The sequence below is a fragment of the Kribbella sp. NBC_00382 genome, assembly GCF_036067295.1.
Taxonomy (GTDB): domain Bacteria; phylum Actinomycetota; class Actinomycetes; order Propionibacteriales; family Kribbellaceae; genus Kribbella.
Genome location: NZ_CP107954.1, coordinates 2,597,624 through 2,623,479 on the forward strand (window position 1 = coordinate 2,597,624; position 25,856 = coordinate 2,623,479).

The following is a 25,856-nucleotide window of genomic DNA, read 5'->3' on the forward strand; positions in this document are numbered from 1 at the left end:
ACGCGGTTGAAACGCCCCCGGTTCCCCGCTCGCCACCGCATGAAATCATGCAGAAACCCTGCTGTGCATGGGAACTGGCTGCCTTTGCAGCTTCCTGCCGTAACGGTCTGATGACGTTGTTCAACGGTCAATCAGATTGCAGGTTTAGCCAGGTCCAAACGGTTGCGCCCGGGTCTCTCGAAGAGGTATAGGCGACTCGGTCGCAAGAAGTTACGGTGGTCCGGTGCCGATCCCCGCAGCAGTCCGCCCGCCCCGTCTGGTCGCGACCGATCTTGACGGAACCTTAGTACACAGTGATCGTTCGATCTCGCCACGGACCAAGAAGGCGGTGCTCGCGGTGCAGGAAGCCGGCGCCCAGTTCGTCATGGTCACCGCCCGGCCGCCACGCTGGCTGCACGACCTCGCCGACCTGGTCGGCGCGCACGGCGTCGCGATCGTTGCCAACGGCGCCATTCTGTACGACGTCGTTGGCCGTAAGGCGATCCGGACCGCGCTGATCGATCCGGCGGTCGCCCTGGAGGTCGCGCTCGCCATCCGGGCCGAGCTGCCGGACGTCGAGTTCGCGATCGAGCGGACCGATCGTTACGGACAGGAACCGCACTATCTCAATCGGTGGCCGAAACCCGAGGACACGTTGATCGCGCAGCTCGACGAGTTGCTGTCCGAGCCGGCCGCGAAGCTGCTGGTTCGCCATCCCAGTTGGCATTCCGACGACCTGCTGGCCACCATCGGTCCACTGGTCGGCACGCGGGTGACGGCCAGCCACAGTGGCGGGACCAACCTGGTGGAGATCTCGGCGAGCGGAGTCTCGAAGGCGGCGATGCTCGCCGAATTCGCTGCCGGGCTTGGGATCTCGGCCGATCAGTCGATCGCGTTCGGCGACTCGCTGAACGATCTGCCGATGCTCGCCTGGGCCGGGACGTCGTACGGGATGGCCAACGCGCACGCCGACGTCCTGGCGATGGTCGACGTCGTCTGCCCCACAAACGACGAGGACGGTGTCGCCACCGTCCTCGAAGAAATCTTCAACCTCTCATGAACTACAGGTACATGCCCCCACTGCCCGGTCCGTCGGTCGTACCGGGCTGAGGCGGGCCGGGGAAGGGCGAACCGTCCTCGGGGCCCTGCATCTGCTGGCCGCCGGGGAGGGCGCGGCGCATCTGCTCCAGTTGCTGGCGGGCCGCCATCTGCTGGGCGAACAACGCGGTCTGGATGCCGTGGAACAAACCCTCCAGCCATCCCACCAGCTGGGCCTGCGCGATCCGCAACTCCGCCTCGGTGGGCGTGCTGTCCTCGGTGAAGTCGAGGCTCAGCCGTTCGAGCTCCTCGACCAGCTCCGGCGCCAGGCCGCTCTCGAGCTCCTTGATCGACGCTTCGTGGATCGCCCGCAGCTGCTGCCGGGAGGCCTCGTCGAGCGGTGCCGCCTTCACCTCGTCGAGCAGCTGCCGGATCATGTTCGCGACCCGCATCACCTTGGCCGGCTGCTCGACCAGCTCGGTCACCGAGCGCGGCTCGTCGCTGTGCTCGTCCGTCCGCTCGCGCGGCGGGCCTTCGACAGCCATGCCGTCCGGACCGACGATCAGGATCTTGCCGTCCTCGGTCTGGGCGCCGGTCATCTGTACTTCCCGCTCGCCCTGGTTCTCGCCGCTGCTCTCGCTCATACGCCCATCCTAGGTGCGTGGGTTCCAACGCTTCAGGAGGCCTTCGAGCGATGCCTGCGCACCGCGTCACGGTTCGCACACGCAGGGCTGCAATAGCGCTGACGCCCGCCTCGCGACAGATCGGCGTACACGTTCTCGCAGCCGTCCGCCGCGCAACGGCCGAGCCGGGACATCCCGCGGCCGGCCAGGTGCAGCGCAGTACCGGTGCTGATCAGTGTCGCGACCAGTCGCCCGACCGGTACGCCGTCAGGGCGGTAATGCATGTGCCAGCCATCGCCGGCGTGGTTGGTCAGCCGCGGATGCTCCGTGTACTTCGCCAGCATCGCGTTCATCAACCGAACCCGGCTGTCCTCATCAGGCGCGTCGACGACCTCCAGCCATTCGTCCAACGCGACCCGTACCGCGGCAAGGTCGGCGGACGTCACACGTCTGGCTCTCACCAGCCGGCTCTCGACGCCGCTCTCCTCGCATCGTTCGGCCAGCTCGACAGCCGTGGAAGCGGGGTTGGTCACCAGATTGACGGCCAGCAGGACCGCGTCCGCGCCGTAAGGGTTGAGATGCACAATGCCATTACAGCACGATGGACCCATGACCACCACAGATGAAGCTCACCGGCACCGCTGGCACGTCGAGTCCTCACATCCCGTCAGCGAGGGATTGCTCAGCTACCAACGCTGCGCGTGCGGCCAGTGGCGTGTCACCAGTACGCCGCTGCACCCGGTCGCCCATCCCGATCTGGCCAGGGTAGGTGCTCAGGGCAACGAGTTGCAGCGGCGTACGGCGTACTAGTCGACCCGGCTGACCATCGGCAGCCGGGACCTGGTCAGCAACCAGGCCAGCAGTCCCGCGAACAAAGGCACGACGATCACGATGCCGCCGATCTCCCGCCAGGGGATCATGAACTGCGGTGACCCGAAGGCCGCGTGAGCTGTGTAGCCGTACAAAGCGCCGACTCCCACGCCCAGCAGACATCCCAGCTCACCCAGGATCCACGCCTGCGCGGCGGCCAGACTGCGCCGTCGCCGTGGCGGAGCGCCGACCGCGGCCAACGTCGCGAGGTCTGCGCGCCCCTCCGCCGCAGACAACGAGACCGAGATGGCCACTCCGAGCAACGTGACGATGGTCGCCGCTGCCATCAACCCGAGGAACCACAGCCGCGCTGGGCTCTCATAGCCCTTCTCGATATGCAGGTAGTCGTCGTGCCCGAGGATCTTGGCCACGGCGGCGAGTTCGGCGCTGGTCGGCTCGCGTTCGAGCTGGTAGATCGCCAGGTACGGATCGACGGTGCCGAGCTTTCTGGCTGCCGCCGGGCTGATGATCGCCGTGGTCGACAGCTGAGCCGTCATCGGCGCGGAAGGAACCGAAGTCGCCGGAAAGCTGACGGCCGACTTGCTCTCGGGGTCGCCGTCCGAGCTCAACGGAACGGTTCCGCCCTTGATCCCGGCCGGCGAGGGAAGCACGATCTTGCCGGCCCGCAACTCCGCGGCGGCTTGCGGGCCGTAGCCGGGGAAGCGCGCGACGTACGCCGGGTCGACGGCCATAAGGTTGTAGCCGTTCTGCTGGTCCGTCGGCGTTGTGACCACTGCGAGCGTAGGGATATACGGACCGTTTCGCTTCGCGCCCGTCGGGATGATCTGGCCGATCTCGTAGGTCTGCTCGACCGGCAGGGCGGCGGCCACCTTCTTCACGGTCGCCGGTGAGTTCGTGACGCCACCGGGCGAGAAGCGCAGGACGGCGTCACCGGGCAGGCTCTCGGGGACGTAGTCCTCGGCGTCGGCCGCGATCGAGTTGGAGATCGCGAAGGCGATCGCCGCGGTCGCGCCGACCGACATCATGATGGCGGCCGCGGCAGGCCCGGTGCGGTGCCGATGGCGGGCAGCGTCGCGCAGCGCGAGCCGTCCGCTCAGCGGCAGGAACCGGGCGAACCCGGCCAGCTTGGCCACCAGGTTCGGCAGCATCCAGACCAGGCCGACGACGGTCGCCGTGATGCCCAGCAGAACCAGCGCGATCGGCCCAGTAGGCGTCACGGTGGCCCGGTAGTGCTCGCCCTGTTGAGCGACCTGTCGCTGAGCCTCCTCGAGCGCCCTCGACATCCAGATGCTGCCGAGGATCGTGCTGGCCACACCGAAGACGACCAGCCAGATCGCCGGCTTGCGCAGTCTGACCACTCCGCCGGCCGCGGCGAATCGCCCACTGAGTGCGGCCAATGGTGTCTGCCTTCCGGCGCTGACCGCAGGCACGATCGCCGCGGCCAGGCCGGCCAGCAACCCCAGTGCAGCGATCGGTACGAGCCTGAGCCAGGGAATCTCCGTGCTGACGATCAGCGTCGACAGCATCTTCTCCCACAGCGGCCGTCCCGCAAGGACTGCCAGGATCGCGAGCAGCAGTCCGCCGCCGGCCCCGATCGCACCCATGAACAAGCCCTGCGCCAAGACGATCCGGCGGATGTCGCGTGGCGTCCCGCCGGCCGCGGTGACCAGGCCCAGATCGCGGGTTTGCCGCCGAGCGATGACGGCGAACGCAGTACCGGCGAGCAGGACGATCTCGAGGATGCCGAAACCGATCACCAGCGCCATCACGGCGACCGCCCCGGCATCGGTGGAGGCGCCGTACGGGTCCGGTGGCGGATCGACGATGTTTGCCCGAGGCAACAGCATGAGCCCGTTGCTGAGCAGGTTGTCGCTCAGGGCGTCGGCGTCGGTACCGGCCGGGAGGTCGGCGAGGTAGACGACCGGAGCGATCGGGTCGATGGTCGCCAGTGGCGTGTCCGGAGTACCGAAGACTGTGCGCAGGCTGGGGTCGCTGAAGGTGCGGGCCAGTCCGACGACCTGGTACTTCTGGTCGTTCGCCGCGGTCAGCGTGGCACCGGCCTTCAGCTTGCCGTCGTCGAGGAGCCCGAGGTAGTCCGCGAGTGATGGCGAAACGGCCACCTCGGTGGACTTGCCCGGATACTGCCCGCCGTCGAGCCGGAAGGTACCCGCGGTCAGCTTGCTCTGGCCGGCGCCGGTGACGAGGCTGACCGAGGTGTCGGCCTCTGGTCCGCGGATATCGACCTGCCCGGCCTCTTGGAGTGCGCGGGCCGTCGTACTGCCCGTCGGCAGCAAGGGCAGCGGATCGACCTTGCTGGTATCGCGCGGCTGCTGGTCGGTGCCCTCCAGCATCCCCGGTCCGCCGGTCAGCAGACTCGGCCGCGACGGCCAGGGATTCAGCTTCGCGTACTCCGCAACGGTGACCTGCGCGTCTGCCTGGCCGATCGTAGTCCGGGCCAGCGTCTCGCCGGTCGGGCTCTGCGCCTTGTCCATCAACCCGATCCACGACGCCGCGAAGACCGGTACGCCGATAAGCGCGGCGACGAGCAGAGTCCTCCCCAAGGAACGCCGGGCCGTTCGCCGGGCGATCCGGAGTGGGGGTCCCCAGCCCGCCATCAGCGGGTTTCCAGCAGGATGTCGACCTCGGGCAGCGGACCCGACTGGCCTACCAGGACACCATCACGCAGGTAGACGACGCGATCGGCCCAGGCTGCGTGCCTGGCGTCATGGGTGACGAGGACGCCGGCGATGCCGTGCTGGTCGCAACGGTCGCGAATGAGTTGGAGGACTGCCTCGCCGGTCTCCGAGTCGAGGGCGCCGGTGGGCTCGTCGGCGAGCAGGATGCGGCGTTCTCCGACGATGGCCCGGGCGATCGCGACGCGTTGGCGCTGTCCGCCGGACATCTCGTCGGGAAATCGGTCGGCGAGCTCCGCGATGCCCACCTCCGCCAGCGCGGCATCGGCGTACTTGCGGGCAGTACGGGCGCGAGTGCCGTCCAGCTCGAGCGGCAGCATCACGTTCTCGGCGGCGGTCAGGGCCGGGATCAGGTTGAAGTCCTGGAAGACGTACCCGATCCGGCGCCGGCGCAGGGCGGCGACCGCCTTGGCGTTCAGGGTGGCCAGGTCGTTGCCGTCGACAAGGATCTCGCCACTGCTCGGCCGGTCGAGTCCGCCGGCGCAGGTGAGCAGCGTGGACTTGCCCGAGCCGGACGGGCCCATCACGGCGACGAGCTCGCCGGCCGCGACTGCCAGGTCGACGCCGCGCAGCGCATGCACGGCCTGCTCGCCGGTGCCGTGCACCCGGGTGAGATTGCGGATATCGAGGATCGTGCTCATCTCGTGGCCTCCGCCTGTTGGTCTTCCTCGGAATGAATCACCGGCGTGCTGGTCTTTCGATGGCGCGACAGCATCGACTCGCAGTGGTCCAGCCAGCGGATCTCCGCCTCGGCGCCGAAGATCATCGACTCCAGCACCAGCAGCCAGGAGATCTCACCGTCGCGGCTGCCGCGCTTGAGCCGAGTCAGCTCCTGCATCGACTGCATGGTCGACGCCCGCTGTCGCTGCAGCACCGCCGTCACGTCGATCCCCGGTACGGCGAGCGCGAGGGCCAGCTTGATCGCCAGCTCGTCCCGCGGCCGCGACTCCCGGGTCACCGGCGTCTCGAACCACTTCGCCAGCTCGTCCCGGCCGGCCTGGGTGATCTCGTACAGCGACCGGCCGTCGTCGTCCTGGCCGGCGCTGGCCTGCACCAGTCCGTCGCGTTCGAGCCGGGTCAGGGTCGTGTAGACCTGCCCGATGTTGAGCGGCCAGGTCGAGTTGGTGGCCGCCTCGAACTCCCCGCGCAGTTGGTACCCGTACTTCGGCTCCGTCCGGAGCAGCGCCAGCAAACCGTGCTTGATCGACATAGATACTGAGTATGCATACTCAGTATTCCCTGGTCAACGCCCTTTCGACTGAGGACGAACTGTCAGGGGGTGAACAGGCGGGCGAGGTGGGTGTCGAGCGACTCGGCGAGGAAGGGTGTCCGTGTGTCTTCGGGCATCGCCAGGGATTGGACGACCAGCCCGTCGATGACGGCGAGCAGCAGGGCGGCCTCGGTCTCGGTGTCGGTCACCTCGGAGAGGTCGCCCTCCGCGGCTGCCGCGTCGAGCAGTCGGGCGAGGGCGATCCGGAGTTCGTTGTCGGTCGCGGCCGCGATCTCCTTGAGGGTGGGGGAGGTGGTGGCGGCCGCGCTGAAGGCCAGCCGGACTCGGGCGTCGCGGGCGCGCGGCTCGTCGAGCGGCAACCAGAGTTCGAGGGCTTCCCGTAGTACGCGCCGGGGCGGTTTGGAGAGGTCGATGGAGGCGAGCTTGAGGTCGAACAGCTCGGTGACGTGCCGGAACGCGGCGGCGACGAGGTCTTCCTTGCTGCGGAAGTAGTACTGGACCTGGGCGAGCGAGATGCCGGCCGAGGCGGCCACGGTGCGCATGGTGGCGGCCTCGAGCCCGCGTTCGGCGATGATGTCGACCACTGCCCGCAGGACGTGTGCCCCGCGCCGAACCTGTTCCCCAGTCACTGTCCTGACGGTACTAATGTTCAGCGAGTAATCGGCGGACATCCGAGGAGTTGTATGCAGCCCGCAGCATTCGGCGCGACGGTGGTTACCGCTCGTCCGGCCCAGGTCGCCGCGTTCTACGAGCGGCACTTCGACCTGAAGATCGCCCTCGACATCGGCTGGTTCATCACCCTGCGGCGCGGCGACGCCGACTGGGAGCTGGCGATCACCGAGCGCGGCCATGCGTCGGTGCCGGCCGCTGTTTCGGCGCTGACCGAGAGCAGCAACGTCTTCGGCTTCATCGTCGACGATGCCGATCGGGTGGCGGCGGCGCTGGTCGAGGGCGGCGTCACGCTGGAGACCGAGGTGGTCACCGAGGTCTGGGGCCAGCGGCACTTCTTCGTCCGCGACCCCGAGGGCACCTGGATCGATGTGATCCAGCTGGTCGCGCCCGACCCTGAGTGGCTGGCGGCCAACTTCCCGGCCGCCTCGGAGTAGCAGCTTGCTCAGCCGCCTGGCCGAGCGAGTCGTCAGATGGTCAGCAGGATCTTGCCGATGTGGTTGGACTGCTCGAGCGCCTCGTGTGCCTGGGCGACCGCTTCGAGCGGGTAGGTGCGCTGGATGACCGGGCGCACCTTCTTGGCGGCGAAGACCGGCCAGACGTGACCGACCACCTCGGCGAGGATCTGCCCCTTCTCCACGACTGAGCGGACCCGCAGGCCAGTACCGGTGACGGAGCCGCGCCGCGACATCAGCCGCCCGAGGTCCAGCTCGCCCTTGGTGCCACCCTGCATCCCGATGATCACCAGGCGGCCGTCGTACGCGAGGGTCTTCACGTTGTCCTGCAGGTACTTCGCGCCCATGATGTCGAGGATGACGTCCGCGCCTTGTTTGCCGGTGGCCTCGTTGACCACCGACGCCCACTCGGCTTCCTTGTAGTTGATCGCGACGTCGGCGCCGAGCCGGTGGCAGAAGTCCATCTTCTCCTTGCTACCGACAGTGCAGAGCACCCGTGCGCCGTGCGCGACCCCGAGCTGGATCGCCATCGTGCCGATCCCGGACGAGCCGCCGTGCACGAGCAGCGTCTCGCCTTCCTTGAGATGGGCGGTCATGAACACGTTCGACCAGACCGTCGCGACCACCTCGGGCAGCGCGGCCGCGCTCACCAGGTCGACGCCGTCCGGTACGGGCATCACCTGCGGCGCCGGTACGACGACCTTCTCGGCGTACCCGCCGCCCGCGAGCAGCGCGCAGCACTCGTCGCCGACCGACCAGCCCTCGACCTCGGCGCCGACCGCCGCGATCGTGCCGGACACCTCGAGCCCGATCGTGCCGGGCGCCCCGGGCGGCGGCGGGTAGTGGCCCTGCCGCTGGAGCAGGTCGGCCCGGTTCACCCCGGCGGCGACCACGTTGATGACGACCTCGTCGACCGCAGGGGTCGGATCCTCGATCTCACCGATCGTCAGGACCTCGACGCCACCGGCACCCTCACAAACGACAGCTCGCATGCCTGCCACCGTACTGCTTGTCCTCAGGTCGCGGAGTGCGGCTCAGCGAACGATCTCCGCCATGTCCCCCGCGATGCTGTCGAGCGGATCGACGGTGCCTATCGTCTTGAACCAGTCCCAGAGTTCCAGTGAATGGTAGAGGCGGTAGAGCGTCATCCGGGGCCGCCAGTCGGTGGGGAGTTCGCCGTAGCCCTCGAGGAGGCCGGCGAGCTTGTCGGCGTTGCCCCAGATCGAGTAGCACTCGGTCTTGGCGAGATCCACCAGCGGGTCGGCGGCGATCGCGTTCTCGACGTCGATGAAGCCCTGGACCTGCCAGGTCTCCGGGTCCACGAGCACATTGCCCTCGTGGAAATCGTTGTGGCAAAGGGCTGGTGCGGTGTTTTTGCTCAGCAGGCCGGCGTGCTCTTCGACGTACCGGGCGATCTTCTCGCTCAGCTGCGGATCGCCTCCGAGCTCGTCGAACTCCTTGAGTTTCTTGGTGAACTGGCGGCGCATATAGGCGTCATTGCTCGGCAGCGGCTCGAGTACTTCGTCGGTGAGATACCCGTACGCCGGTTGCGGAATGCGGTGAATTCTTTTGAGTAACTCCCCGAGCTGAACATAGACGGCCTTCCAGTCCGGCGGCTCTGCCTCGGAGAGTGGCACTCCGTCGATCTTCGTCAGCACCGTGAAGGCTGGCTCACCCGGCTCGGCGTGCAGGACGCTCGGCACTGCCGCTTTCAGGTGTTCCCGCAGCAGACCGTAGACGTGGACTTCCTTGGCCTGTTTCCAGGCCCATTCCGGCTCGTAGATCTTCATGATCACCGGCTCGGCCGCTGTCCGGCGTACCTCGAAGACCTTGCTCAGCTGGCCGCCCGACCGTTCCACTACCTCGTCGATCGAACTACCCGGGCAGGCCTTCTCAACCATCGCGGCGATATCCATTGCCGCCAAGGTAGGGCGGGCATCGCCAGGTGTCGAAGGATTAATCGTCGAGGTCGGCCCAGGAGTCGACGTCATCGCCGGCCCGGCTGGGTGCGGACCACGCGAGGTCCAGCCCCAGGAACAGTCGCCGGACGGACTTGTTCTGCGGATCGCCGATCCTCTTCAAAGCATCGGTCAGCGCCGTACGCCGGTACGCCGCCGCCAGCCATTGCTCCCGACTGTCCGTATCCAGCAGCCCGAATCCGTCATGCTCACCCACCCCGTCCACCAATTGCGTCACCTCGTCAGCGGTGATCCAGGGCAGATCGCAGGAGACCAGGACGACGGTTGGCGCTCGTCCGATCTCGAGCCCAGCCGCGATACCCGCGACCGGCCCACCACCCGGCGGATCCTCCGTCGTCCAATCCACCGGCCGGCAGACTCGACGCTCAGGCCCGACCACAACCGTCGACGCCGCCGCATTCGTTGCCGTCAGCACCCGATCCAGCAACGACACCCCATCCAGCACCAGCAGCGCCTTGTCCACCCCACCAAACCGAGTAGACCCACCCCCAGCAAGCACCACTGCATCGAACTCCACCACCCCAGTCTGCCCCCTGGCCTGCTACTTGGGCATCATCGCTTGGCGGCGGGCAGCAACCTCCGCCAGTTCCTCCTCCGACATCCCGGCACGCCACCTCTCCCGGGCTTCCTGCAGCTCGGCGCGCAATCGCTCGGCCGCTCGGAGCTGCTGCTCGACCTGCTCCAGCTGCCGTCGGATGGTTCACGAGGGTCGGCCAGCTCCCCGTCCAGAACCCGGGCGACCTCACCCAGTCGCCGTCGCGAGCTCGCCGACCTGCCAGGTCCTGTCCTCGGGGTTCATGGAATCGACAGTCCGTCGGGTGAGGATCAAGTCGGATTCCTGGCACCATGGAGAGGTGAAGATCGCCGTGGTGCAGACCGCCAGCTCGCACGACAAGGCCGCCAACCGTGACCTGGTGACGCGACTGGTCGCCGACGCCGCGGTCGGCAAGCCCGATCTCGTCGTGCTGCCCGAGGCGATGATGGCCGACTTCGCCAGCGAGGGTGGTTCGGTCGGCGATCTGGCCGAGCCGCTCGACGGGGAGTTCGTCGGCACGCTGCGCAAGACGGCGGCTGAGCACGGCGTCGCGATCGTGGCCGGCATGTTCGAGCGGAGCTGCGACGAGGCCCGGCCGTACAACACGCTGCTCGCGGTCGGTGCGGACGGCGACCTGCTCGGCGCGTATCGCAAGATCCACCTGTACGACGCCTTCGGCTATCGCGAGTCGGACCAGCTGACCGCGGGCGACGTCGCGCCGGTCGTCGTCGAGGTGGCCGGGCAGAAGCTCGGGCTGATGACTTGCTACGACCTGCGGTTCCCCGAGTTGTCGCGGGCGCTGGTCGATGCGGGGGCGGAGGTGTTCGTAGTACCGGCGGCCTGGGTGCGCGGGCCGCTCAAGGAGCATCACTGGACCACGCTGCTGACGGCTCGCGCGATCGAGAACACCTGTTACGTCGCCGCGGCCGCGCAGAACGGGAAGAAGTACTGCGGGCTGAGCCAGGTCATCGACCCGCAGGGCATCGCCATCGCGGCGGTCGGCGAGGCGGACGGGATCGGTACGGCGGAGATCTCGGCGGACCGGCTGGCCGACACCCGCCGACGCAATCCATCCCTGCAGAACCGACGCTTCACAGTGACTTCTCGCTAGGTTTCCTGAGATCCGACGCCCAAAGTTCGGACAAGCGGGTTAGCCTCCTGCCTGTGACGCAACGTCGGGACGATTTCGACCTCGACCACCACGGCGACCTCGAGGTCGGCCATGGCCTGGTCGATCTCGCCGTCAACGTCCGGGCCGGTACGCCGCCGGGCTGGCTGATCGAGGAGGTCGGCGCGAGCCTTGCCGACCTGGCCGCGTACCCACGCCAGGACGCGGCGCTCGCGGCCGTCGCGGCCAGGCACCAGCGCGACCCGTCGCAGATCCTGCTCACGGCCGGCGCCGCCGAGGCCTTCGTACTGATCGCTCGCGCGTTCCGGCCGCGGCACCCGGTCGTCGTTCACCCGCAATTCACTGAGCCTGAGGCTGCCTTGAGGTCGGCCGGTCATCTGGTCGACCGGGTGATCTTGGGCCCGGAGACGGGATTCGCGCTTGATCCCCGCGCGGTACCTTCCGACGCGGACCTGGTTGTCATCGGCAACCCGACCAACCCGACGTCGATCCTCCACAGTGCCGATGACCTGCGCGAACTCGCTCGCCCCGACCGCATCCTGGTCGTCGACGAGGCCTTCATGGACGCGATCCCGGGTGAGCCGGAGTCGCTGGTGGGGGCGTCGATTCCGGGGCTGGTGGTGGTACGGAGCTTGACCAAGACCTGGGGGCTGGCTGGGCTTCGGGTCGGGTACGTCGTGGCCGCGCCCGGGTTGATCGAGCAGTTGGCGGCAGTGCAGTCGCAGTGGCCGGTGTCCACTCCTGCGCTGGCTGCTGCGATTGCTTGCAGCAACGAGCGTGCCTTGGTGGAGGCGGCGCAAGCGGCTGCTGATCTGGATCGGCAGCGGGCGCATTTGCTTGCTGGTCTTGGCTGTACCTCTGCCGTTTCGACGTACGGGGTTGCGCGCGGGCCGTTCGTACTGGTGCATGTGGCCGGGGCGGCGTTGGTGCGGGAGCAGTTGCGGGAGCGTGGTTTCGCAGTACGGCGCGGAGACACGTTCCCTGGGTTGGGTCCGGATTGGCTGCGGATCGCGGTCCGGCCGGAGGCGGTCACGGATGCATTTCTGAAGGTCTGGCAGGACGTTCTCGGCTGATCGGATGATCGCTGTTGAACCGAGTGCTCGTTGTAACGCGCTCAGGGGTTTAGTCCCGGTCTACTTTGCGCACAAGATGGGCGACAGAACACTCCGGGTACTTCGAAGGGAGCAGCATCATGGGTTTGAGCGACGACGACATGACGACCTCGTCGGCCGACAGCGAGGGGCCGGCCGACGGTGGCGCGTCCAGCGGCGCGACCGATGGCGGCGCTGACGGCGGCGGCAACACTTCCTCGAGCGGCTCCGGGTTGCCGGGGAACGCCGAGGGTGAAGGCTTCGCCGATGGCGGCGCGACGATCGGCGGCCACGATGGCGGCGCGGACGGCGGTGCTGATGGTGGAGCCGGTGAAGGCCCGGCCGACGGTGGCGCTGTAGGCGGCGGTACTGATGGTGGCGCCGATGGCGGTGCCGAGGGTCCCGCTGACGGTGGTGCTTCGCCTGGTGTCAGCGATGGCGGTGCTGATGGTGGAGCCGACAGTGGTGCTGAGGGGCCTGCTGACGGCGGTGCTTCGCCGGGTGCGACGGACGGCGGAGCAGATGGCGGCGCTGGTGAAGGCCCGGCCGATGGTGGCGCTGTAGGCGGCGGTACTGACGGTGGAGCCGACGGCGGTGCTGAGGGGCCCGCTGACGGAGGCGCTTCGCCTGGTGTCAGCGATGGCGGTGCCGACGGTGGAGCCGACAGCGGCGCTGAGGGGCCCGCTGACGGAGGTGCTTCGCCCGGTGCGACCGATGGTGGCGCTGACGGCGGTGCCGACGGGAACTACTCAAGTTGACGAGCCCAGTGCCGGAGAGCGGGCGACTTCCGGAAGGGCGCCCGGCTCTCCGGCGCTGTGTGGGCGGTGAACTCGACCTCGACGAGTTCGGCCGCTCCTACTGGGGTGCCCGCGCACTGCTCTCGCATGGCGGCGACTACGGCGACCTGTTCAGCCTGCAGGCCGTTGACGAACTCCTATCCCGCCGCGGCCTCCGCACCCCGTTCCTACGGATAGCCAAGAATGGAACGGTTGTCGGCGACAGCCAGTTCACCGGTGCCGCGGGTGTCGGTGCGGAGATCGGCGACCAGGTCCGCGACGACAAGGTCGCTGCGCTCTTCGCGAGCGGCCACACCGTAGTACTGCAGGCGCTGCATCGCACCTGGCCCGCACTGGTCGACTTCGCCACGCAACTGTCGTCCGATGCCAGGCACCCGGTGCAGATCAACGCGTACATCACCCCGGCCGAGTCGCAGGGCTTCTCCGCCCACTACGACGTCCACGACGTGTTCGTACTGCAGGTGGCAGGCGAGAAGCACTGGACCGTACACGAGCCCGTCCACGTAGACCCGCTCCGCAATCAGCCCTGGACCGACCACTCCCAGGCAGTCGCAGCAGCAGCCCGTGACCGCGCCCCGGTGATCGACGACGTACTGCGTCCCGGCGACGCCCTCTACGTCCCCCGCGGCTTCCTCCACTCGGCCAAGGCGCTCGGTGGCGTCAGTGCTCACCTGACCATCGGCCTGCACACCATGACCCGCTACCTGCTCGTCCAAGAGCTGGCCGCCCTGGCAGCCGACGAACCCGCCTTGCGCGCCGCCCTACCCCTCGGCTTCGACCCCGGCGACCCATCGCAACTAGCCGGAGTCCTAGAGGAGGTGACGGCGTTGTTGACCAAGCGGATCGAGCAAACCACTCCCGAGGACCTAGCCCCGCGTCTGCGCCGCCGCACCTGGTCCGGCAACCGCCCAGCCCCGCTACCCCCACTGGCCCACGCCGCCGCCATAGCCGCGCTCGAGCCCGGTACGGCGGTCCGCCTTCGCGCCGGCCTGCGCTTCCACCTGGCCGACGGAGACCCGGTCCGCCTCCAACTGGCCGACCGCACCATCTCCTTGCCCAAGGCAACCTATCCGGCCGTGGCGGCCCTCTGCTCAGGTACCGACGTCAAGGTAGGCGACCTCCCCCTGGACGAGCCCGACCAGTTGGTGTTGGTCCGCCGCCTCCTGACCGAAGCAGTCCTCGTAGTACAGAGCCCCCGTGAAGACAGCTGAGGACCTAGCCGAAGCCCTAGGCCTGAGGTGCGCCGCCGCAGCCGAAACCCGCGGCGACTCTTTGGTGGCCACAGCCCTACCCGCCACCCGCTGGCTCCTAATAGAACACAGAGCCGCCTGGCCCCGCCAAGCCCTAACAGCCCTAACCAGCACTCCAGTAGCCGAGCTGGCTGGTGAGGCTGGACCTGTAGTCGACCTGCCTGCCCAGGTGGGTCGGCTGTGCGCAGCGGCTGGCATCCGACCGGTACTCATCAGACGTCACGGCCGCCAAGACCGCAGTACTCCCCGCCGCTGGGCCCTAGTAGACAGCCGCCCCGGCCAAGAATCCGTCCACTGGGGCGACCTCCCCACAGACGACCACCTACTGAACGTATTAGCTGGCCGCGACCCAGGCACCCCCAGCCCGGACCCCATCTACCTAATCTGCACCCACGGCCGCCACGACGCCTGCTGCGCCATCCGAGGCCGCCCAGCCGCCGCAGCCCTCTCCGCGGCTTTCCCCGACCGCACCTGGGAATGCAGCCACATTGGCGGCGACCGCTTCGCCGCCAACCTAGTCTTCCTCCCCCACAGCCTCTTCTACGGCCACGTCCCCACCACCGAGGCTGTCACCCTGGCCACCCAATACAACAAGGGCTTTCTCGTCCCCCAGTATCTCCGAGGCTCAGGCGCCCACCCACCCCCAGTCCAAGCAGCCCAACACTTCGCCCGCACCTCCGGCGCCCCCCTCACCCTCAACGCCCTAACCCCAACCCAAATAACCACTCTCACCCCCACCACCTGGCAAATCCACCTAACCCCCGACCCCAACGCCGACACCAGTGAAAGCACCAACCCCGGTAGCAGCGCGAGCACCAGTGACAAGCCCACCAAAAACAACGGAGACAAGACAAGCGCAAGCGTCAGCGGCACCCCCGATGCCAGCGTCGCCGTCTACGTGGTGACGTTGACGGCCGGCACGACCACCATCAACGCAGCCATGACCTGTGCTTCAAAGCCCCCGGGGCAAGTAACGACCTACACCCTCACCGGCATCGAACAGACGTACCAATAGCCCGCTGCCGACAAGCCACCGAAACGACCACCGCAACACGAGCGCAAGCGGCAACCCCGATACCAGCGCCAGCATCCAGCCGGTACCAGCACTCGCGTAGCGCCATATCCGGCACCACCAACAACGCAAGCACCAAGGCTGGTACTACGCCAGCGCGAGCAACACCGCCAACACCGACGCCGGGTACCAGCGTCAGCACCAAGGCCGGGTACCGGCGGCACCGTGAGCATCGTGCTCTGTACCGAGCGCCAGCACGAGCATCAACGCCAGCGTGAGCGCCGGCGTCAAAGCCATCGAAAGCGAATGCGGCATCGCGAGCCCGAGCGGCAACGCCCGTAGCAGCAACAGCGCGGGCACCAAACCCGTACCAGCACCAGCGCGAGCACCAAGCCCGGTACTAACGCAGCGCGAGCAACAACTCCAACGCCAACGCCGGAAACCAGCGCCGGCGCGAGCATCAAGGCAGAGTACCGGCGGAAGGACACGGCCGCCGAAAGTGCCGCGACAGGCGAGCGCAAAGCGGCAACGCCGATGCCAGCGCGAGCATCAAGCCCGGTACCAACGCCAGCGCCAGCGCGAGCACCAAGGCGAGCGCCAAGCCCGGTACCAGCGCCATTGCCAACGCCGGCTCCAACCCGTCGGTGGCAAGGCCGTGGAAACGTCCGCGGTAAAGCGAGTGCAAGCGTCAGCGTCGATGCCAGCATCAACGCCCGCCCCCGCGCGAGCGCAACCATCAACTCCGGTACTAGCGCCAGCGTGAGCGCGAGTAGCAAGGCCATCGGGAACGACCGCGACAGGTGAACGCAAGGGGCAATGCCGATGCGAGCGCGAGTACCAAGGCAGGTACCAGCGACCGCACGCCGTGCCAACGCGAGTGCGGGCGTCAATGGCACCCGCCCCCACAGCCAGAAAACACGCCCCCGTCGCAGCTCGAACCGCAACCCGGCCACCGAACGACCGCGGCAAAGCGAGGGCAAGCGGCAGCGCCGATTCCGGCGGCGGGCAGGCATACCGACAGCCCGTAGCTGTCGAGCGGCTTCGGACGACGCCTGCCGTGATCGGACGAACTCACCGGAGCGCCGGTACTACGAAGCGGTGTGCTCCACCCATCAGCGCTGACCGCCCGCCAGCGCTGACCACCTGCCGCCGCTGACCATCCGTCGCTGGCGGCCGTCCGGCAGCTGTTTGCGCCAGGCGATCGGCCCAAGCCTGTCGAGGAGTGGAGGACAGATGAGGCTCGAGCCCGTGGGTGTGGGCTAAGCCGGGTCGGGGAGTTGGCGGTCGTCGTGGTGGGCGCCGTAGTACGCGGATTGGGTAGACATGATGTCGCGCATGGTTGCTTCTCTGCCCACGCCGTAGACGGTGCCGGGGAAGTTGAGGGTTTGCTGGATTTGCCAGATGTCGTCGTGGCGGTCGGGGGAGAAGAGTTGGGCGGGGTCGCCGACTGCGATCCAGCCGATCGGCAGGACGGTGCCGGCGGTTAGGCGGGAGTTGACCTGGAGCACGCTGTTGATCCGCAGTTCGGCGCCGGTGCCGGCGAACGAGCCTGGGAACAACGCGGCGCCCGTGGCGATGAAGACTTCAGCTTCGACCGTGGCGCCGTTCACGTGGGCGTGCGGTCCGACCATGACCGCAGCGCCGATCATCGCGGGATGGTCTGCCCGGCCGCGGACCAGGGCGTTCTCCATCACCACGCTGTTCTCTCCGAGGTGGACCTCACCGTCCTCCGCCGTCAGTACCGCGCCATGCAGCACCCGGCTGCCTTCGCCTAGTACGACGGCTCCACACAGCACAGCTGATGGCGCCACGTACGCGGACTCAGGAACGACCGGTCTCCGGCCACGATGTTCCAGCAACATAGGTACGTCCTCTCGTCCTGCATCACCTCGGTCTTCCTCTAGCAGTTGTACTTGGCAGCGGGCGGCTCTCCACAGCCCGGGCCCTCACTGCCCGGGCGGCCAGCGCTCGGTACCGGCTGTCCACATCGAAGGTGGGAGGCTCAGCCGCAACGAGCGAAGGTTTGGGGTGGGAGTGAAATCCGCGAGCTACGAGAAGGACATTAGAACACCTGTTCGAAGAGTGCAAGAATGCCTGACCCGTCAATCGCAGAGCCGCAAACCGCCCGCCCGAGCGCCCCGCAGCAACACGTTCAGGTACGCCGGGTCGCTACCTCAGGCAGCACCCGCTCGAGCACCACGATCGTCCCCGCCGCGACCAGCGCCAGCACCGACAGCGTCACCCAGGGCAGCTCCTGCCGCCTCTCGAAGAGCTGCGCGAAAAACGCCGGCACCAGCACACTCGCGAAGGTGAACGAGTACTGCCAGTACGAAAGGTACTTCCCACGTCCGACAGTCGGCGCAACCGCAGCAGCGAGCGCGTTCCCGGTGGCCGCGTGCAGCACATCAGCCCCGGCGAACACCACAGTGGCCAGCACCAACCCGGGCACCACCAGCCCAGCCGGCACATGCAGCAGCCCCGCCATCAGCAGTCCCCACACCGCCCAGAGGACTCCAGCGAGTACCAGTACCTTCGTGCGCCGCCGCCGCTCGGTGTGCCGCACCACTAGCGTCTGCCCGGTGGCCAGTACGACCGATGTGGCTGCCAGGAGCACGCCCACGATCCACTTCGGCGCCTCGGGCAGTGCCTCAGTCACGTACACCGGAAGCGCCACCCCGATCATCATCGTGCACAGCGCCAGGATGGTGTTCGCAGCGATCAGTACCAGGAACGCCTTGTCCTTCCGCAGCAACGGAGCAGGCCCGGTGTCCTGAGCGGCCTGTGCCTCGTGCTTGGCCCGCAGCCTGAGCAGTAGTACGCCGGCGATGAAGAACGTCACCGCATTCACCGCCATCCCGACCAGGAACGGCGCATCTCCACCGAGGCTCAGCAGTACGCCGGCCGCCAGCGCCCCAAGCCCGAACCCGGCCGCCTGCATCATCCCGCCGAGCCCGAACCACCGATCCCGATCGCCCGGGTCCGCGATATCCGCCAACAGGCTGAAGATCGCCGACCAGAAGACCCGCTGTCCGGTCGTCATCACCAGCGCGCAGAGAAACAACAACCACAGCGATCGCCCGAAGAAGAACCCCGTGAACGCCAGCCCCTGCGCGAACTGCGCCCCGATCACCAGGTTCCGCGGCCCGACCCGATCGACCACCATCCCGACAGCGGCGGGCGCCGCGATCGAGAACATGGTCGCGACGGTCAGCATCAACCCCGCAGTACCGAGTGGGATGTCCGCGACGCGGACGAAGTACAGCAACAGCAACGGTCCAGCGCACCCGCCACCGAACGAGTCGATCGCCAACCCAGCCAGCAACGGCGCACGCCCACGCATGTTGGGCAGGCCGAGGGACACCGCGGTAGGCATGACATTCCCCTGGCTTCAGTCGGACTCTCAACCGAGCACAGTAACAACCCCTTGCCGAGAGCCTCCAACCCATTTAGCCATCGCTGCCCCGCAGACCGGCCGGTACCTCCACCCCTCACCCGCTAGCCCGTACCGGTATCCTCAACCTTCGGCGCCACCTCCGGGTGACCGCCTGGAGGGCTCGCATAGTGGCCGAGTGCGCTGGTCTTGAAAACCGGTATTGCGGGTGACCGTAATCGTGGGTTCGAATCCCACGCCCTCCGCTTGCAGTAGCGCGGAAATGGCACTGCGGGCCCCTCGATCGAGGGGCCCGCAGCGTTTTGTGGGACTACTTCCAGGGGCCGCAGCCGCCCGTGTCGCCGCAGGCGCGGAACTGGACACTGCTGGCGTCGGTCCATACGCCGCGGAAGTCAGGCGAGGTGTTGATCCGGTGCACGGTGGTGTTGATGCGCACCTCCATATAACCGTTCTCGCCAGTCATCGTGCCACGGTAGTAGCCGTCCACCAGATGCGCCTCGCCCCCGAACGACGCGGCGGAACAGATCGACGCACGGGTGTTGTTCGGCGACTGGTAGAGATTGCAGATCTCCGGTGGGGCGTAGAACCCATCCACACCGATGAGTTCGCGCAGCACCGCCGAGTGTCAGCATCAACCCTGCTCCGAATGCGGCGACCAGTCGTCCTCGTACGGACATCAAACTCCCTCTGTTCGTGAACTGGAGACCGTCTGATCTCCCTGCAAAAAGCGTTTCACGAACAGATCGCCGTCGGGCGGCGGTTGCACCTTGTTGCAGAATTTCGCCTGGATCAGATGATGGTGGTCCAGATTTTTGTGCTGGCTTCGGCGCCGACGAAGGGGTTGTTGGCGGCCCAGAGGAGGCCTTCGTCGTTCTCCGGTACGTCGAAGTTGCACATGACCCAGCCGCCGTCCGCGCCGCGGTTGTTGAAGCACTCGCGGTGCCAGCTCGCGTCGGACTCGGTGTCGGAGATCGTGCCCGCTGCCGGCTCGCCGTTCGCCTTGGTGTCCTTCACCCAGACGCGGTCCCCGTACTCCGCGAAGCACGCCTTCGCGCCGGTGACTGACACGCACCAGACGCCCATACTTCCCTCGGGCGGAGCGCCGCTCGGGCTGCCTTCCGTCGCCGACGCCGGGATCGTCGTCCCGGCCAGGATGGCGACCGTAACAGCGGAAATCGCGGCCAACCCACGGACAAACCTCTTCACGCGAACTCCTCAGGTTCGAACGTTTGAGCCACGGGAGTCAATCACGCCCCGAAACCTGTCGGTGGGGCCGCCTAGCCTCTGTCGGCATGGTGACTGACAGCTTCCTGGCGACCACACGAGCCTCGTACGACACGCTGGCGGCCGAACACCCGGACGTCTTGCTGGCGAGCCTGGACGACAGCCCGCTCGACCGAGCGCTGTTCGCAACCTTCGCGGAACTCGTGCAAGCCGCCGGCGGCGGGCCGGTGGCGGATGTGGGGTGCGGGCCGGGGCGAGTAACCATCCTCTTGTCGCGCCTCAACCTGGATGCGTTCGGCATCGACCTGTCGCCGGGGATGCTGGCGCTAGCGAGGCAGTCCTACCCGGAGTTGAGGTTCGACGAAGGGTCGATGCTGGCCCTCCAGGTTCCGGACGGATCGCTGGGCGGAGTACTGGCCTATTACTCGATCATCCACATTCCGTGGGAGCAGCGGTCCCAGGTGTTCGCCGAGTTCCACCGGGTCCTGGCGCCAGGCGGAGTGCTGATGCTGGTCTTCCAGGTTGGTGATGATCGAGGGCGGCGCACCGACTACGACGGTACGGCGATCGAACTCGACTTCTACCGGCAGCAGCCGGACGAGGTCGCCGACTTGTTGCGCGAGGCTGGGTTCGAGGTGTGGATGACGGCCGTACGCGGGCGTGCGGAGTGGGAGAAGGTCGATCAGGGGTATCTCCTGGTCCGCAAGCCCGCGGCTGGGGGTTAGGACTGGAAGAATGCCAGGAGGTCGGCGTTGATGACGTCGGCGTGGGTGGTGGGCATGCCGTGCGGGTAATCCTTGTAGGTCTTGAGGACGCCGTTCTTCAGGAGTTCGGCCGAGCGGGGGCCGGAGGCGACGTACGGGACGATCTGGTCGTCCTCGCTGTGCATGACCAGCACCGGGATGGTGATGGTGCGGAGGTCCTCGGTGAAGTCGGTCTGGGAGAAGGCGACGACGCCGTCGTAGTGCGCCTTCGCGCCGCCCATCATTCCCTGCCGCCACCAGTTGGCGATGACCGCCTCCGACGACTCCACACCCGGCCGGTTGAAGCCGTAGAACGGTCCCGACGGCAGTGCGCGGTAGAACTCCGAGCGGTTCGCGGCCAGTTGCGCCTGGAGGTCGTCGAAGACCTCCTTGGGCAGGCCGTCCGGGTTCGCGTCGGTCTTCAACATCAGCGGCGGTACTGCGCACAGCAACGCGGCCTTCGCTGCCCGGTCCTCTCCATGCCGGGCCAGGTAGTGCGCGACCTCGCCACCACCGGTCGAGTGGCCGACATGGATGGCATCCCGCAGATCGAGGTGCTCGACGACAGCCAACAAGTCGTCGGCGTAGTGATCCATGTCGTGACCGTCGCCGGTCTGGGTGGACCGGCCGTGGCCGCGGCGGTCATGAGCGACGACCCGGTACCCCTGCTGCAGGAAGAACAGCATCTGGTTGTCCCAGTCGTCGGCCGACAACGGCCAGCCGTGACTGAAGACGATCGGCTGACCGCTGCCCCAGTCCTTATAGAAGATCTCGGTTCCGTCGCTGGTGGTGATCGTTCCCACGGTGATGCCTCCCTAGAAACACGTTCAGGTAGGAGAATCCCTTGTCAGCAAGGGATTCTGTGACGTTCTCACCCCTCCGTCACGATAGCGCGGTACCAAGAGGCTGAGGAGTCCCCTGAATAATTCTTTGCGCGACCGGACGGCCGCTACGTAGCGTGCGCGTATGACTGTGGATCCGTACGGCGATGAGCGGCTGGTCGAGTTGTACGACGAGGACAACAGCGCTGGGGCGGATCACGAGTACTTCCTCAAGCTCGCCGACGGAGCCAAGAAGGTCGTCGACTTCGGGTGCGGTACCGGCCTCCTGACGCGCGCCTTCGCGCAGCCGGGACGCGTGGTGATCGGGGTCGATCCGAGCGCGACGATGCTGGGCTATGCCCGCCGGCAGCCGGGTGCTGAGGCCGTCACCTGGATCGATGGCGATGCCGATGCGGTCGCGCCGGCCGGGGATGCGGACCTGGTCGTCAGCAGCGGGAACACGATGATGCACATCAGTACCGGGGATTTACCGTGGGTGCTCGAAAAGCTGGCGGCGGCGTTGAAGGCCGGTGGGGTGTTGAGCTTCGAGACTCGCAATCCGGCCGCGCGGGCCTGGGAGCAGTGGGGGCCGGACGCGACGTACGGCGAACGCGATACGCCGATCGGGCACCTCAAGGAGTGGATGGAGGTCACCGAGGTCGACAACGGCCGCGTGGTCTTCGATGCGCACAACGTGTTCGAGGACGGCGTCGACACCGTTCTCACCACCACCCTGTACTTCCGTACCGCCGGCGAGCTCCGCACCCAGCTGGAGAAGGCCGGCTTCGGCAAGATCGACCTGTACGCCGGCTGGCACGAGCAGCCGCTGGCGGACGACTCCCGCCTGTTCGTAGTACGAGCGACCAAGGCCGGCTGACTCCTCTGTCGAGAGTGGGTACGTGGTTCCGACGTACCCAGAAACGACCGAGGAGGCCGGAGTATGCGGGATCTGGTGGTGACCGAGAACATCACGCTCGACGGGGTGATCGACGCGAGCGAGGGGTGGTTCAACCCGGGGGATGCGGACCTGTCCGACGTACTGGGTGCGCTGGAGGTGCAGCGGGAGGCTGCTGACGCGTTCCTGGTCGGGCGGCAGACCTTCGAGGACATGCGCGGTTACTGGCCGCACCAGACCGATGACCCGACCGGTATCTCTGACTACCTCAACACTGTCGCGAAGTACGTGGTCTCCACGACCCTGCAGGACCCGCAGTGGGAGCACAGCACGGTACTGCGTGGGCTGGATGAGGTGGAGGCCCTGAAGGCCACCCCTGGCAAAGACATCGTCGCCACCGGCAGCATCAGGCTCGTGCACTCGCTAGCGGCCGCCGGGCTGGTCGACGAGTACCGCCTGTTCGTCTACCCGGTTGTCATCGGCAAGGGCGACCGCCTCTTCCCCGACGCGACCACACCGGCCACCCTGCAGCTAGTAGAGACCCAGCCCTTCCGCTCCGGCGTCACCTTGCTCCGCTACCGCACGTAAGGCGCACTAGCTGTGTGGGAAGGACAGGTGCTGGTGGATCAGCTTCCAGCCGTCCTGCCGTCGCTGGAACACACGGGTAGCCCGGGACCAGCTGTCGACTGACCCAGCCTGCACATGGTCAAGACCCCAGGTGACAGCCAGGTCTCCACGCGTCTCCACCCGCAGGTCGGGGGTCTCAAAGCTGACCGCATCAGCCGCCTCAAGGCCCGCAGCGCACACCGCCCGTACGGCCGCCTTGCCCACGTACTGCATCTGCCCGCCGTGCTCGTAGGACACGACATCCTCCGCGATCCCGTCCATCAGCCCGTCGAGATCCTTGGCAGCCGTCAGCTCCGACCAGCGACCCTGCAGCTCCCGTACTTCGGAAGCCGGCGAATCGTCCGACGGGAACGAGTGATGTTCATGCGTCACCACCCACCGCCCGGACTCCTTGCGCAACCCCAGCGTCAGCCGCAGTCGCGTGGGGCTGTCCGGGAACTCGCCAGCCTGCCCACACCGCAGCAGCGCGAATGCGAACGCGACATCCACCCCCGCCGTCACCGATAGCGACTCGATCTCGAAGACAGCCCCGGACGCCTGCCACTCGAAGAACCCCGGCCAGGTCTCCCGATACGCGTCCAGCCCACGCACCCCGGAGTACGGCGGTGGTACGTCGAACATGACGATGTCGTCAGCGTGATCCTCGAGCACGACCGCCAGCTCGCCAGCGTGCACCGCCGTCGCCCAACGCTCGATCAAACTGCGGATCGCCTGTTCATCAGTCATCGTTCCAGTCCTCTCTCGAAGCCACTGTCACGACTACAACCCGCGCCGCCCGCCAAACTCATCGCGGCAGCGACAACGGCAACCCGAACTCAGCGAAGTCGGCCTCCAGGAACGACACCACCTCAGCGATCGCGGACCCCCGCACTACGAGCAGGTCCAGACCCTTGGGCAGGTACCGCCCGTCCACCAGCATGTACGTGCCGAAGGCGAGCTGCCCGTTCGCCTGGCAGGGCAGGAACCTCCACTGCGCCTTCAGCGGCCCATCCAGCAGGAACCCGCGGATCCCCTCGTGCCCCTCGAACCATTGCGGCAGCGGCGGCATCGAGTACTTCGCATCCTCGGTCAGCAGCTCCACGATCGCCTCGACGTCACCCGCCTCCCAAGCGGACAGGTACCGCCGACCCAACTCCCGCGTAGCGGCCTCACCGAGACTCGCCAGCGTCGCCTGTTGAGTGGGCGCGCCACTGACGACCTTCCGAGCCCGCTGCAAGGCACTGTTGACCGCAGCGACCGTTGTGTCGAGCAACTCGGCCACCTCACTGGCAGCGAAGGCCAGTACGTCCCGCAGCAGCAGTACTGCGCGCTGAAGCGCCGACAGGTGCTGCAACGACGCCACAAAGGCCAGCTCAACACCCTCAAGCGCCAGCACCCGAGCCTCTGGCGTCAACTGCGCAGTCCAGGCCATCCTGCTCGACGGATAGGGCTCGACCCACAAGGCCTCAATAGCGGGTGTATCAGTAGGAAGCTCTCGACGGCCCCGGCGCTCGATCAGCGTCAGGCACCGATTAGTGGCGATCTTGTAGAGCCACGGCCGCACCGACTCACCCTCGAAGCGCCGCAGGCTGCTCCAAGCCCGTACTAACGTCTCCTGCACGCAGTCCTCGGCATCGTGATCCGAACCGAGCATCCGGTAGCAATGCGCATGCAGCTCGCCCCGCAACGGCCCGACCAGCTCACCGAAGGCGACCTCGTCCCCTGCCCGAGCAAGCTCTATCCGGCGATCCACCGCCCCAGTGTTGCAGCTGCCCGACCACTGTCGATCGCTTCCGCGCACTGCTTCAGCGCGACAGCCAGCTGGTCGACCAGTGGCTCGTCCGTCAGCCGCGCCACGGCCACAGCAGCTGCAGCGTTCAGCAGTACTACGTCCCGCGCCGGGCTGACCTCGCCAGCTAGGACCGAGTGCAGCACTCGGGCGTTAGCAGCCGCAGTACTGCCGCGCAGCGCAGCAAGCGATGACGGAGCAAGGCCTAGTGAGCGCGGATCCAAGGACTCGGGTACTGCCCGGCCATTGCGGACCACCCAGACGCAGGACGATGCAGTAGTCGTCAGCTTGTCGAGACCGTCATCGCCTCGGACAACCAGGGCGTCCCCACCGCGATCAGCGAGGGCTGCGGCCAGTACCGGCTGCATGCGTGCGTCGGCGACTCCCACCAGCTGATAGACGGGATCAGCCGGGTTGAGGAGTGGACCGAGCACGTTGAAGGCGGTGGGAACGCCCAGCTCACGGCGTACCGCCGCTACGCACCGCAGAGCCGGGTTGAAGCGAGGTGCGAACAAGTAGGTGATCCCAGCCCTCTCCGCGACCCTGACGGCCTCAGCGGGAGACAGGTCGAGTGGAATGCCCAAGTGCTCGACCAAGTCGGCCGAGCCACCGGTCTGTGAGGAGGCGGCGCGGCCACCATGCTTGACCACGGTGACGCCAGTCGACGCGGCCACGATCGCCGCCATGGTGGAGATGTTGATCGCGCCCGTCCCGTCGCCACCCGTCCCGACGATGTCGACAAAGATCCCCGGGATGGTGACGGAGGTGGCGTGCTGGCGGAGCGCAGAGGCCATCGCGGCGATCTCGGCCGGTGTCTCGCCCTTGGCCCGCAAAGCGATCAGGAAGCCGGATACCTGAGCCGACGTCGCCTCCCCGCTGACCACGCGGTCCATTGCCCACCAGACGTCCTCCGGCGCAACGTCACGGCCGACGAGCAGGTCGGAGATCAATCTGGACCAGGTGCGGTTCATGGTCAGTCCTCGAAGTCGGGCCGACCCCGACGAGGCTCACCTGCAGACATCACAACGGCCGCCTCATCGAGGCGGCCGGTTGGGTTCGCGCAAAGGTAGGTGGG

Annotated in this window: 29 protein-coding genes and 1 tRNA gene; 12 read left to right on the forward strand and 18 right to left on the reverse strand. The window is 67.3% G+C overall.

Going from position 1 to position 25,856, the window contains the following annotated elements; genetic code table 11:
- Window positions 1-223 precede the first annotated feature (223 nt).
- Window positions 224-1,039, forward strand: a complete 816-nt coding sequence (locus tag OHA70_RS12785) for an HAD family hydrolase (RefSeq protein ID WP_328331965.1) — start codon at window positions 224-226, stop codon at window positions 1,037-1,039.
- 1 nt (window position 1,040) lies between these two features.
- Here the strand turns inward: OHA70_RS12785 and OHA70_RS12790 are convergent, their stop codons facing one another.
- Entirely contained in the window at window positions 1,041-1,661 is a 621-nt protein-coding gene (locus tag OHA70_RS12790) for a bacterial proteasome activator family protein (protein ID WP_328331967.1), read from the reverse strand.
- A 32-nt stretch (window positions 1,662-1,693) separates the two neighbouring features.
- Window positions 1,694-2,224 (reverse strand): CGNR zinc finger domain-containing protein, encoded by a 531-nt coding sequence (locus OHA70_RS12795; RefSeq protein ID WP_328331969.1) that lies wholly within the window; start codon window positions 2,222-2,224, stop codon window positions 1,694-1,696.
- A gap of 25 nt (window positions 2,225-2,249) precedes the next feature.
- Here OHA70_RS12795 and OHA70_RS12800 point away from each other — a divergent pair, with 25 nt between their 5' ends.
- Window positions 2,250-2,450: a hypothetical protein gene (locus tag OHA70_RS12800; RefSeq protein ID WP_328331971.1), complete on the forward strand. Its 201-nt coding sequence runs from the start codon at window positions 2,250-2,252 to the stop codon at window positions 2,448-2,450.
- On the opposite strand, the gene OHA70_RS12805 is transcribed toward OHA70_RS12800, so the two are convergent.
- The 4 genes from OHA70_RS12805 to OHA70_RS12820 form a co-directional block, all read right to left on the reverse strand.
- Entirely contained in the window at window positions 2,447-5,086 is a 2,640-nt protein-coding gene (locus OHA70_RS12805; RefSeq protein ID WP_328331973.1) for an ABC transporter permease, read from the reverse strand. The genes OHA70_RS12800 and OHA70_RS12805 overlap by 4 nt on opposite strands.
- Entirely contained in the window at window positions 5,086-5,805 is a 720-nt protein-coding gene (locus tag OHA70_RS12810) for an ABC transporter ATP-binding protein (RefSeq protein ID WP_328331975.1), read from the reverse strand. Before OHA70_RS12810 ends, OHA70_RS12805 begins: the two co-directional genes overlap by 1 nt.
- Window positions 5,802-6,374, reverse strand: coding sequence for a PadR family transcriptional regulator (locus tag OHA70_RS12815; protein ID WP_328331977.1), 573 nt, complete (start codon window positions 6,372-6,374; stop codon window positions 5,802-5,804). Before OHA70_RS12815 ends, OHA70_RS12810 begins: the two co-directional genes overlap by 4 nt.
- A 62-nt stretch (window positions 6,375-6,436) precedes the next feature.
- Window positions 6,437-7,024 (reverse strand): TetR/AcrR family transcriptional regulator, encoded by a 588-nt coding sequence (locus OHA70_RS12820; RefSeq protein WP_328331979.1) that lies wholly within the window; start codon window positions 7,022-7,024, stop codon window positions 6,437-6,439.
- Window positions 7,025-7,078: 54 nt separating this feature from the next.
- Here OHA70_RS12820 and OHA70_RS12825 point away from each other — a divergent pair, with 54 nt between their 5' ends.
- Window positions 7,079-7,501: a VOC family protein gene (locus OHA70_RS12825; protein WP_328331981.1), complete on the forward strand. Its 423-nt coding sequence runs from the start codon at window positions 7,079-7,081 to the stop codon at window positions 7,499-7,501.
- 32 nt (window positions 7,502-7,533) lie between these two features.
- Here the strand turns inward: OHA70_RS12825 and OHA70_RS12830 are convergent, their stop codons facing one another.
- From OHA70_RS12830 to mobA, 3 genes are read right to left on the reverse strand one after another with little or no spacing between them, the layout of a single operon-like run.
- A complete protein-coding gene (locus tag OHA70_RS12830; protein WP_328331983.1) occupies window positions 7,534-8,511 on the reverse strand; it encodes an NAD(P)H-quinone oxidoreductase in 978 nt (325 codons plus the stop codon).
- Window positions 8,512-8,553: 42 nt separating this feature from the next.
- Window positions 8,554-9,435, reverse strand: coding sequence for a phosphotransferase family protein (locus OHA70_RS12835; protein WP_328331985.1), 882 nt, complete (start codon window positions 9,433-9,435; stop codon window positions 8,554-8,556).
- Between the two features lie 40 nt (window positions 9,436-9,475).
- Complete coding sequence (gene mobA / locus OHA70_RS12840; RefSeq protein WP_328331987.1) at window positions 9,476-10,015, reverse strand: molybdenum cofactor guanylyltransferase; 540 nt, start codon at window positions 10,013-10,015, stop codon at window positions 9,476-9,478.
- Between the two features lie 337 nt (window positions 10,016-10,352).
- Between mobA and OHA70_RS12845 the strand changes: the two genes are divergently transcribed.
- The 5 genes from OHA70_RS12845 (at window position 10,353) to OHA70_RS12865 (ending at window position 15,315) form a co-directional block, all read left to right on the forward strand.
- The gene (locus tag OHA70_RS12845) at window positions 10,353-11,144 is read left to right on the forward strand and encodes a carbon-nitrogen hydrolase family protein (protein ID WP_328331989.1); all 792 of its coding nucleotides are present in this window, start codon (window positions 10,353-10,355) and stop codon (window positions 11,142-11,144) included.
- 53 nt (window positions 11,145-11,197) lie between these two features.
- Window positions 11,198-12,235 carry an Rv2231c family pyridoxal phosphate-dependent protein CobC gene (gene cobC, locus OHA70_RS12850; RefSeq protein WP_328331992.1) on the forward strand — a complete coding sequence of 346 codons (1,038 nt, stop codon included), beginning with the start codon at window positions 11,198-11,200 and terminating at the stop codon, window positions 12,233-12,235.
- A 119-nt stretch (window positions 12,236-12,354) separates the two neighbouring features.
- Window positions 12,355-13,011 carry a hypothetical protein gene (locus tag OHA70_RS12855; RefSeq protein WP_328331994.1) on the forward strand — a complete coding sequence of 219 codons (657 nt, stop codon included), beginning with the start codon at window positions 12,355-12,357 and terminating at the stop codon, window positions 13,009-13,011.
- A gap of 59 nt (window positions 13,012-13,070) precedes the next feature.
- Entirely contained in the window at window positions 13,071-14,261 is a 1,191-nt protein-coding gene (locus OHA70_RS12860; protein ID WP_328331996.1) for a cupin domain-containing protein, read from the forward strand.
- Window positions 14,248-15,315 (forward strand): sucrase ferredoxin, encoded by a 1,068-nt coding sequence (locus tag OHA70_RS12865; RefSeq protein ID WP_328331998.1) that lies wholly within the window; start codon window positions 14,248-14,250, stop codon window positions 15,313-15,315. The genes OHA70_RS12860 and OHA70_RS12865 overlap by 14 nt, the downstream gene beginning before the upstream one ends.
- 192 nt (window positions 15,316-15,507) lie before the next feature.
- Here the strand turns inward: OHA70_RS12865 and OHA70_RS12870 are convergent, their stop codons facing one another.
- From OHA70_RS12870 to OHA70_RS12880, 3 genes are all read right to left on the reverse strand, one after another.
- Window positions 15,508-15,672, reverse strand: a complete 165-nt coding sequence (locus OHA70_RS12870) for a hypothetical protein (protein WP_328332000.1) — start codon at window positions 15,670-15,672, stop codon at window positions 15,508-15,510.
- Window positions 15,673-16,571: 899 nt separating this feature from the next.
- Entirely contained in the window at window positions 16,572-17,174 is a 603-nt protein-coding gene (locus tag OHA70_RS12875) for a gamma carbonic anhydrase family protein (RefSeq protein ID WP_328332002.1), read from the reverse strand.
- 290 nt (window positions 17,175-17,464) lie between these two features.
- Entirely contained in the window at window positions 17,465-18,685 is a 1,221-nt protein-coding gene (locus tag OHA70_RS12880) for an MFS transporter (protein WP_328332004.1), read from the reverse strand.
- Window positions 18,686-18,859: 174 nt separating this feature from the next.
- On the opposite strand from OHA70_RS12880, the gene OHA70_RS12885 reads away from it, so the two are divergent.
- Window positions 18,860-18,948: transfer RNA gene (locus OHA70_RS12885), tRNA-Ser, on the forward strand.
- Between the two features lie 65 nt (window positions 18,949-19,013).
- On the opposite strand, the gene OHA70_RS12890 is transcribed toward OHA70_RS12885, so the two are convergent.
- Window positions 19,014-19,319 (reverse strand): hypothetical protein, encoded by a 306-nt coding sequence (locus OHA70_RS12890; RefSeq protein WP_328332006.1) that lies wholly within the window; start codon window positions 19,317-19,319, stop codon window positions 19,014-19,016.
- Window positions 19,320-19,492: 173 nt separating this feature from the next.
- Window positions 19,493-19,909, reverse strand: a complete 417-nt coding sequence (locus OHA70_RS12895; protein WP_328332008.1) for a hypothetical protein — start codon at window positions 19,907-19,909, stop codon at window positions 19,493-19,495.
- An 86-nt stretch (window positions 19,910-19,995) separates the two neighbouring features.
- Between OHA70_RS12895 and OHA70_RS12900 the strand changes: the two genes are divergently transcribed.
- A complete protein-coding gene (locus OHA70_RS12900) occupies window positions 19,996-20,652 on the forward strand; it encodes a class I SAM-dependent methyltransferase (RefSeq protein WP_328332010.1) in 657 nt (218 codons plus the stop codon).
- Here OHA70_RS12900 and OHA70_RS12905 read toward each other — a convergent pair.
- The gene (locus tag OHA70_RS12905; protein WP_328332012.1) at window positions 20,649-21,473 is read right to left on the reverse strand and encodes an alpha/beta fold hydrolase; all 825 of its coding nucleotides are present in this window, start codon (window positions 21,471-21,473) and stop codon (window positions 20,649-20,651) included. The genes OHA70_RS12900 and OHA70_RS12905 overlap by 4 nt on opposite strands.
- A gap of 163 nt (window positions 21,474-21,636) precedes the next feature.
- Between OHA70_RS12905 and OHA70_RS12910 the strand changes: the two genes are divergently transcribed.
- Window positions 21,637-22,368 carry a class I SAM-dependent methyltransferase gene (locus OHA70_RS12910; RefSeq protein ID WP_328332014.1) on the forward strand — a complete coding sequence of 244 codons (732 nt, stop codon included), beginning with the start codon at window positions 21,637-21,639 and terminating at the stop codon, window positions 22,366-22,368.
- Window positions 22,369-22,431: 63 nt separating this feature from the next.
- Window positions 22,432-22,974 (forward strand): dihydrofolate reductase family protein, encoded by a 543-nt coding sequence (locus OHA70_RS12915; protein WP_328332015.1) that lies wholly within the window; start codon window positions 22,432-22,434, stop codon window positions 22,972-22,974.
- 6 nt (window positions 22,975-22,980) lie between these two features.
- Here the strand turns inward: OHA70_RS12915 and OHA70_RS12920 are convergent, their stop codons facing one another.
- From OHA70_RS12920 to trpD, 3 genes are read right to left on the reverse strand one after another with little or no spacing between them, the layout of a single operon-like run.
- The gene (locus OHA70_RS12920) at window positions 22,981-23,739 is read right to left on the reverse strand and encodes a nuclear transport factor 2 family protein (protein ID WP_328332017.1); all 759 of its coding nucleotides are present in this window, start codon (window positions 23,737-23,739) and stop codon (window positions 22,981-22,983) included.
- 58 nt (window positions 23,740-23,797) lie between these two features.
- Window positions 23,798-24,745: a sigma-70 family RNA polymerase sigma factor gene (locus OHA70_RS12925; protein WP_328332019.1), complete on the reverse strand. Its 948-nt coding sequence runs from the start codon at window positions 24,743-24,745 to the stop codon at window positions 23,798-23,800.
- Entirely contained in the window at window positions 24,730-25,752 is a 1,023-nt protein-coding gene (gene trpD / locus OHA70_RS12930; RefSeq protein WP_328332022.1) for an anthranilate phosphoribosyltransferase, read from the reverse strand. The genes OHA70_RS12925 and trpD overlap by 16 nt, the downstream gene beginning before the upstream one ends.
- Window positions 25,753-25,856: the final 104 nt, after the last annotated feature.

Excerpts from the sequence above, each read along its gene's own strand:
- OHA70_RS12790 (WP_328331967.1), bottom strand. The coding sequence starts at position 1,661 with ATGAGCGAGAGCAGCGGCGAGAACCAGGGCGAGCGGGAAGTACAGATG.
- OHA70_RS12800 (WP_328331971.1), top strand. The coding sequence starts at position 2,250 with ATGACCACCACAGATGAAGCTCACCGGCACCGCTGGCACGTCGAGTCC.
- OHA70_RS12805 (WP_328331973.1), bottom strand. The coding sequence starts at position 5,086 with ATGGCGGGCTGGGGACCCCCACTCCGGATCGCCCGGCGAACGGCCCGG.
- OHA70_RS12810 (WP_328331975.1), bottom strand. The coding sequence starts at position 5,805 with ATGAGCACGATCCTCGATATCCGCAATCTCACCCGGGTGCACGGCACC.
- OHA70_RS12815 (WP_328331977.1), bottom strand. The coding sequence starts at position 6,374 with ATGTCGATCAAGCACGGTTTGCTGGCGCTGCTCCGGACGGAGCCGAAG.
- OHA70_RS12825 (WP_328331981.1), top strand. The coding sequence starts at position 7,079 with ATGCAGCCCGCAGCATTCGGCGCGACGGTGGTTACCGCTCGTCCGGCC.
- OHA70_RS12830 (WP_328331983.1), bottom strand. The coding sequence starts at position 8,511 with ATGCGAGCTGTCGTTTGTGAGGGTGCCGGTGGCGTCGAGGTCCTGACG.
- OHA70_RS12835 (WP_328331985.1), bottom strand. The coding sequence starts at position 9,435 with ATGGATATCGCCGCGATGGTTGAGAAGGCCTGCCCGGGTAGTTCGATC.
- OHA70_RS12855 (WP_328331994.1), top strand. The coding sequence starts at position 12,355 with ATGGGTTTGAGCGACGACGACATGACGACCTCGTCGGCCGACAGCGAG.
- OHA70_RS12875 (WP_328332002.1), bottom strand. The coding sequence starts at position 17,174 with ATGTTGCTGGAACATCGTGGCCGGAGACCGGTCGTTCCTGAGTCCGCG.
- OHA70_RS12880 (WP_328332004.1), bottom strand. The coding sequence starts at position 18,685 with ATGCCTACCGCGGTGTCCCTCGGCCTGCCCAACATGCGTGGGCGTGCG.
- OHA70_RS12900 (WP_328332010.1), top strand. The coding sequence starts at position 19,996 with ATGGTGACTGACAGCTTCCTGGCGACCACACGAGCCTCGTACGACACG.
- OHA70_RS12910 (WP_328332014.1), top strand. The coding sequence starts at position 21,637 with ATGACTGTGGATCCGTACGGCGATGAGCGGCTGGTCGAGTTGTACGAC.
- OHA70_RS12915 (WP_328332015.1), top strand. The coding sequence starts at position 22,432 with ATGCGGGATCTGGTGGTGACCGAGAACATCACGCTCGACGGGGTGATC.
- OHA70_RS12920 (WP_328332017.1), bottom strand. The coding sequence starts at position 23,739 with ATGACTGATGAACAGGCGATCCGCAGTTTGATCGAGCGTTGGGCGACG.
- trpD (WP_328332022.1), bottom strand. The coding sequence starts at position 25,752 with ATGAACCGCACCTGGTCCAGATTGATCTCCGACCTGCTCGTCGGCCGT.